We start from the raw sequence: 7,228 nt of genomic DNA, 5'->3' as shown, positions 1-7,228 counted from the left end.
AGCACGCAAGTGCAGAACTTCAAATCGAAATGCCCGAAATGAACCTTTCGAGAAAACAGGCGAGAGTCGATCAAGGAAGCCCAAAAGAATCATGGAGGAATTTCGACTCGAAAGGACGAAGCAGCGTCCGGCCGGATATCATAAGGCTATGAGTTCAATCGCGGTCGACCTCGACGCCGCGTCCACCATGGAATTGGTGAACGCGGCATCAGCGATCGCCGCCGAACTCGCCTCCCGCCCCGCCCCCGATTCGGCGGCGGCGTGCATGGAACTCACCGAAACCCTCGCCACCGCCACCGACCTAAATGAAGCCGCCCTCGCCAGGTTTATCGGCGTGGTGGACGGCGCGCGGGAGGTGCAGCGGTGGGGATTCCCCTCCACTCGATCCTGGCTGCGGTCCCGCCTGGGCATGCGCGAGTCCCGCGCCAAAGAACGGCTCACCCTGGCCCGCCAGCGCCACCGCCTGCCCGAGATGACCGAGCGGTGGACCGCCGGTGACCTGTCGGCCGGATACGCCGCCACCATCGCGGAAGCAGTCACTCGACTCGATGACGATGACTGCAGCAAAGCTGAAGACATCTTGTTGGGCATGGTCGAGCAGGGCTTCTCGGCAGGGAAGGTCGCCAGCTTCGGCAAGCGGATCCGAGATGTCATCGCCGAACGCGACGGCACCGAGCAGGCCCCCGAGGACGTGGCGCGCGGCTACGAGCGATCCTGGATCGACTCGACACGGTCCCTCGACGGTGGCCGCTACATCAAGGGCTGGCTGAACGCCGAAGACGCCGCCATCTGGGACGGCACTCTCGCCCCGCTGGCCAAGCCCGCCGGAACCGACGACCACCGCGACCTGTCGGAGCGGACGGCCGCTGCGCTGACCACGGTGCTGTCGGGCGGGCACAAGGCCACCCGCGTCACCGTGATCTGCGACCTGGACACCCTCACCGGCGGCACCACCCCGGCACGTCTCACCGACGGGACCCCCATCCCCGCCGCCCAAGCCCGCCGCATCGCGCTCAGCGCAGGGGTGTCTCCGCTCCTGCTCGGCGGCGGCAACACCCCGCTCTACCTGGGCCACCGGGTCCGGTTCGCTACCGCGCCACAGCGTCAGGTCCTGGAGACCCTGTACTCCACCTGCGCCGTCCAGGGCTGCGAAGTGCCCGGGACACTGTGCGAGGTCGACCACGTCCACGGCTGGGCCCTCGGCCACAGCCCCACCGACATCGACCAACTCGCCCTCACCTGCGGATGGCACAACCGCTACAAACACACCAACCCACACCGCATCCACATCACCAAGAACCCGGACGGCCGCTACACCTACCGCCTCCACCCACCCGAAACCAGAACCCTCCCCGAACCCGGCCGCCCACCACCCTGGCCACAAGCCGCATGATCGACAGGACCCACACCCGGCCGTCCCACCAACACAGACCCGGGATCGCCCACCCCAGCCTGATCGCCTACCGCCCTGGCCTTAGGCCGCATGACCACACCCCACCCCAGACCCCCCGTCTCGTCGGCGCGGGTCTGGGGCCGTGGGCTAATCCTGACCACCTACCGCGCAGGCACAAGGCCGCGTGACCACAGGCGCGCGTTCGCACCCGACCGCTCCACCCCACGCGAACCCGACGGCACGTCGGCCCCGACCGCCTGCAGTGCTGGTCTTGGGCCGCATGGTGGGCAGGCCCACGCTCTGAGCCCGGCCGCCACACCAGCAAGGGCCGAGGCCATCCGCCGTGCTGGGCCAACACCGTGTGATCGGCGGCGCGCCCGGCCCGTCCACCAACACGGACCGGGGGCCGTCTGCCGTGCTGGGCCAACGTCGTCTCTGTTGCAGGCTGCTGCACCTACATGTGGGCCCAAGGGCGCATTCGCCGTGATCGCCCGCAGCGCTGGTCTTGGGCCGCATGGTGGACAGGTCCACGCTCTGAGCCCGGCTGTCGCACCAGCACGAGCCGAGGGCTGTCCGCCGCGCTAGGTGTACTTGGCCATGATCTTGGTGATACCTGACCGGTAGGTGTTTGATCAGCAAGAAGACCTCCGGGCGTGGTGGAGTTTGCAGGCTTCACCAGCACCCGGTGGTCTCAGTGAGCCGTGCTAACGCCCGTCTGACGTTTCACGGCAGATGTCTGCTGGTTCGCCGTGTCGTGTTCGATGGCCGCCCGGTCGCGCACGTCGCGGTCGGGCTGGGGGTGTCGCGGTAGTGCGCGTACCGGTGGGTGGGCCGATACCGGCGTCAGGGATGGGACGGGCCGGCCGACCGGCGCAGCGGCCCCCGCACGTCCCCGTCCAAGACTGCGGCCCGGACCGAGGAGAGGGTGCTGGCGGCCCGCCTCGAACTGCGGCCCGGCCCCGACCACATCGCGGCGGCCACCGGGGTCCCGGCCCGCACAGTGACCCGGATCCTGCGCCGTCACCGCGTCCCGGTGCCGGCCGCCCGCGCCCCGGTCACCGGGCACCAGAACCGCGCGACCCGCCACAGTGGCCGCCGCTACGAACACTCCGAGCCGGGCGCGATGATCCACCTCGACGTCGAGCAGCTCGGCCGGATCCCCGACGGCGGCGCCCGGCGGGCGCACGGCCGCAGTGAGGCCGTCCGCGGCCGCGGTATCGGGTACGACTACGTCCACACCGCCATCGACGACCACACCCACCCGGCCGACGCCGGGGTGCTGCCTGATGACAAGGGCACCACCTGCGCGGCGTTCCCGACCCGGGCGGCGGCGTTCTTCACCGCCCACGGCATCACCCGCATCCACCGGGTGCCGACCGACAACCCCGCAACCACCGCCACCCGGCCGCCTTCCAACAGGCCTGCACCGAACTGGGCGCCCGGCAGAAGTTCACCCGGCCCCGCTATCCAAACCCCGCTGTCCGTGGACCCCACGGAAAAGCCGAACGCCTCAACCGCACCCCGGCCACCGAATGGCCCTCCCAGCGCCCCCACACCAACAACGACCAGCCCAGCCGCGCCCTGACCACCTGGCTCGAGCACTACAACACCCAACACCCCCACACCGTCCCGGGCGGCAAGCCACCCATCACCCGACTGCAACCAAGATCATGACCGAGTACACCCAGGGCAGAACTGTATGGTCAGCGGCGTGCCCGGCGCGTTCCACTAAGAAGGGCTGGTTGGTCCCCCTGGGACGCCCCCGCAGCCGCCAGCGGAGCCCGCGCGCCCGCTGGTATGGCTGCTGTCGCGCTCCGCCGATCTCGTCGTGCGGCTACCGGGCGGCGACCCGCGCGCGCTGCGCGAGGAGATCACCGCCGAGCGGATGAGGCTGGCCGGCTGCCGCGCGCCGGTTCAAGGTTGCGTGGCTGCAGGGCCGCCTCTCCAGTTGACTGTGCGCCAGCACGTGGGCTCGAAGGCACACTCGGCGAGATCGCGCGCAATGCTGGTCTCGGGCCGCATGGTGCGCGGGAACAGGCTTTGGGCTCGGCCGCCCTGGGCCGACGTCGGGTGATCGGCGGCGGCGTGCCCGGCTCGTCCCGTCAACATGGGCCGGGGCCGTCTGCCGCGCTGAGCCAGCGTCGTGTGGTCGGTGGTGTGGCTGGCGCGTTCCGCTCAGACGGGCTGGGGGCCGTACAGACGGGCTGGCTGGTTGCCGCGTGCAGGGTCAAGGTTGTGTGGCTTGCAGGCCCTGTCTCTGTTGCCGGGTGCTGCGCCTGCATGTGGGGTCGGAGGCAGGGGCGCCGCGATCGGCCGCAGGGCAGGGCCACGGCATGGGCTCGGCCGTCCTCGGCGTCGTTGTGGAGGGTCTTGGGCTGGGGGAGGGTAGGCGGCGTGATGGTGTGGTTTGTGGGCTCAGGTGTTTGTGCGTGCGGGGTTTGGTGTTGGGCGGGGGTGCTTGGGCGGGGAGCCGATGGCGATTGAGAGGACGAGGGTCAGGGCGGCGGCTGCTGTTATCTGGAGTTCGCCGACTGTGGACATGTCCTTCTTGGGGCCGCTGATCGGGGGGAAGCGTCCCTGCGGGTCGAGGACGACCGGGATGGTGTCGCCGACCGTGTGGGCTTCGCAGTTTGTGGCCAGTTCGCGGGTGAGTGGGGTGCCGTCGGGGTGGCGGAGTGTGCAGTGGTGTTGCGGTTTGCCCTTCGTGCCGCCGGTTGTCCAGGTCTTGGCCACGATCACGTCGGCGTCGGTGCCTATCAGGGTCATCGTGACGTCTCGGGCGGCGATGACGCCTACGGCGTTGAGGGTGAGGAGGGCCAGGTAGCCGAGGGAGAGGGGCACGATCTTGAAGCGGAGTGGGCGCCGTGTGTCGTACAGCAGGCCGAGGGCCACGGCCGTGCAGATGCAGCCGATGATGGCGGCCAGTGCGGCGGACGCCATGCCCCAGCGCAGGTAAGCGGCCGAGGCCAGGGTCAGGAAGACGAGGGCTATGCCCAGCGTGCGGGCCCCGCGCCAGAGGGCGGAAACGGCGGCGGGCAATGCGTCCTCCAGGGTGCGGTGTGCTGATCGCACCGTAGCGGGCGCAAATCATCCGGAGGCGTCGGTATCGGTCGCTAGGGTGTGATCGCTCGGAAAGTGATCGGGGAGGCGGACGGTGGCGGAGCAGGCGTTTCAGGTCGATCTGCGTGGCGTGGTGGATCTGCTGAGCCGCCATCTCTACGCGAGTCCGCGCGTTTACCTGCGGGAACTGCTGCAGAACGCGGTGGACGCGATCACCGCGCGGGGGGACGGCGGGCGCGTCGAGATCGAGACCGGGGGCGGGACGCTCAAGGTCCATGATGACGGGGTCGGGCTGACGGAGGACGAGGTCCACACGCTGCTCGCGACGATCGGGCGGTCGTCCAAGCGGGACGAGCTCGGGTTCGCGCGGCATGACTTCCTGGGGCAGTTCGGCATCGGGCTGTTGTCCGCGTTTCTCGTCGCGGACGAGATCGAGGTCGTGACGCGGTCCGCGAAGGGCGGGGACGCGGTCCGGTGGACGGGGCGGTCCGAGGGGAGCTACCGGGTCGAGGCCGGGGAGCGGGACGCGCCGGGGACGACCGTCACGCTGCGGGCGCGGCCGGGGGCGGGGGAACTGCTCAGTCCGGAGGTCGTGACCGAGCTGGCGCGCACCTACGGGTCTCTGCTGCCCGTTGACCTGGTCGTGGACGGTGTCGAGGTCACCGGGGAGCCGCCGTGGCGGGCCTCCTACCGGGATCCGGCCGGGCGGCGGCGGGCGCTGGAGGCGTACTGCGAGGAGCTCTACGGGTTCACGCCGTTCGATGTCGTGGATCTGGACGTGCCTGAGGCGGGCTTGACCGGGGTCGCGTTCATCTTGCCCGCGCCGGTGTCGCCTACTGCGCGGGCCTCGCATCGGGTCTATCTGAAGCGCATGCTGCTTGCCGAGAACGTCGAGGGGCTGCTGCCTGAGTGGGCGTTCTTCGCGCGGTGTGTCGTGGACGCGGGGGAGCTGCGGCCCACCGCCAGTCGTGAAGCTCTGTATGAGGACGAGCTTCTGGAGTCGACGCGCCTTGGGCTCGGGGACGTGCTTCGGCAGTGGCTGGTGAAGCTGTCCGAGACCGATCCGGCGCGGCTGCGCGCGTTCCTGCGGCTGCATCAGCTCGGTGTGAAGGCGATGGCGCTGCACGACGATGACATGCTGCGGATCGTCGACCGGTGGCTGGACTACGAGACCTCCGCCGGGCCGATGACGCTGCACGAGTTCCGGCGGCGGCATCCGGACGGGCGGTTCACCGCGAGCGTGGACGAGTTCCGGCGGCTGTCGGCGGTCGCGGGCGCGCAGGGCATCGGGCTCATCAACGGCGGCTACGTGCACGATACGGAGATCATCGAGCGGCTGCCCGATCTCGATCCCGACATCCGGCTGGCCCGCCTGGACGCGGCGGAGCTGACCACGACGTTCGGTGTGCTCGATCCGGCCGCCGAGCTGGCGCTGCGGCCGTTCCTCGCGGCGGCGCAGCGGGCCGTCGAGCGGCTCGGGTGCGAGGTGGTGGTCCGCGACTTCGACCCGGCGTCGCTGCCCGCGCTGTACCTGACCAGCCGGGACGCGCAGTTCCGCGAGGAGTTGACGCGGGCGAGGGAGGAGGCCGGCGAGCTGTGGGCGGACGTCCTCGGCGCCGTCAACGCGTCCGCCGGCGTCGAGCGTCCGCAACTGGTGCTGAACTACCGCAACCCGCTGGCGCGGCGGGTCACTTCGCTGGGCGACGGCGGGCCGGTCGAGCTGGCCGTCCAGGCCCTGTACGGGCAGGCGCTGCTGCTCGGCCACCATCCGCTGCGGCCCGCCGACACGGCGGTGCTGAACCGTTCCTTCATCGGCCTGCTGGAGTGGGCCGTCCACTCCCCGGAGGCCCCCGAATGACAGATGACGTCTACGCGCTGATGGCGCGGTCGCAGGAATTGCCCTACGGGGAGGCCCGCACCGTGCTGGTCGAGGACGCGCTGCGCCGTGCCGAGGCGGCCGGTGACGACGTGCTGGCCTTCCATGTGAGGGTTCGGCTGACCGACGCCTACCGGTACGGGGGCGAGCCTGCGAAGGCGTTCGCGACCTTCAGCCGGACGCTGGCCGAACACGACCGCGACCCGGGCCGGTTCGACGACACCCACGGGCTGCTCTGGCAGATCAAAGCGATCGTCAGCTCGCTCACGCTCTTCCCTGAGATCCCGCTGGACCGCACCTATGCCGTGCTGGACGACATGGAGCGTCGCTACAAGGCGGGTGGGCACAGCCTCCAGGCGGTGTATCACTACCGCAACGTGGTGGCCCGGCACGTCGGTGACGGGACGGCCGACGAGTGGTACGTGAAGTGGCGTGCCGCCGAGCGTGACGAGCTGTCGGACTGCGAGGGCTGCGACCCCACCGGCATGGCCCGGCACCTGATCGAGGCGGGGCGGCACGAGGAGGCGTTCGAGGTCGCCGCGCCGGTGCTGAGCGCGCAGCTGAACTGCAACGAGCAGCCGCAGTCGATCCAGACCGCGCTGATGCCGGTCTACCTGCGGCTGGGCCGTCCGGAGCAGGCCGCCGACGCGCACCGCCGCGCCTACCGGGTGCACCGGGCGCGGCTCGCCGACCTCAGCGACATCGCCGAGCACCTGGAGTTCTGCGCGGTCACCGGCAACGAGGCGCGCGGCCTGGAGATCCTGCAGCGGCATCTCGGCTGGCTGGACCGGGCGCCGAGCGCGCACGCCGCCATGGAGTTCTCCGCCGCCGCGGCCCTGCTGCTCGGGCGGCTGGCCGCCGCCGGGCACGGCGCGGCGACGGTCCGGCGGCCGGCCGCC

The 7,228-nt window shown here is 70.6% G+C and carries 4 protein-coding genes and 1 pseudogene; 4 read left to right on the top strand and 1 reads right to left on the bottom strand.

The window, feature by feature from the left end:
• The first annotated feature begins 148 nt into the window (after positions 1 to 148).
• The gene (locus AB0K34_RS45460) at positions 149 to 1,393 is read left to right on the top strand and encodes a DUF222 domain-containing protein (RefSeq protein WP_364554736.1); all 1,245 of its coding nucleotides are present in this window, start codon (positions 149 to 151) and stop codon (positions 1,391 to 1,393) included.
• 694 nt (positions 1,394 to 2,087) lie between these two features.
• Positions 2,088 to 3,067: pseudogene (locus AB0K34_RS45455) on the top strand (IS481 family transposase).
• A 741-nt stretch (positions 3,068 to 3,808) separates the two neighbouring features.
• Here AB0K34_RS45455 and AB0K34_RS45450 read toward each other — a convergent pair.
• Positions 3,809 to 4,465: a hypothetical protein gene (locus AB0K34_RS45450; RefSeq protein WP_364554735.1), complete on the bottom strand. Its 657-nt coding sequence runs from the start codon at positions 4,463 to 4,465 to the stop codon at positions 3,809 to 3,811.
• Between the two features lie 82 nt (positions 4,466 to 4,547).
• Here AB0K34_RS45450 and AB0K34_RS45445 point away from each other — a divergent pair, with 82 nt between their 5' ends.
• The gene (locus AB0K34_RS45445; RefSeq protein WP_364554734.1) at positions 4,548 to 6,311 is read left to right on the top strand and encodes an HSP90 family protein; all 1,764 of its coding nucleotides are present in this window, start codon (positions 4,548 to 4,550) and stop codon (positions 6,309 to 6,311) included.
• Positions 6,308 to 7,228 (top strand): hypothetical protein (locus AB0K34_RS45440; RefSeq protein ID WP_364554732.1); only part of this gene is annotated, 921 nt, incomplete at its 3' end. The genes AB0K34_RS45445 and AB0K34_RS45440, both read left to right, overlap by 4 nt.

It is taken from the genome of Actinomadura sp. NPDC049382 (assembly GCF_040677125.1).
GTDB classification, from domain to species: Bacteria; Actinomycetota; Actinomycetes; order Streptosporangiales; family Streptosporangiaceae; genus Spirillospora; species Spirillospora geliboluensis.
This window is presented reverse-complemented; position numbering and strand designations above follow the sequence as displayed.

Coding starts and splice junctions, on each gene's coding strand:
- AB0K34_RS45460 (WP_364554736.1), top strand. CDS start 149: ATGAGTTCAATCGCGGTCGACCTCGACGCCGCGTCCACCATGGAATTG.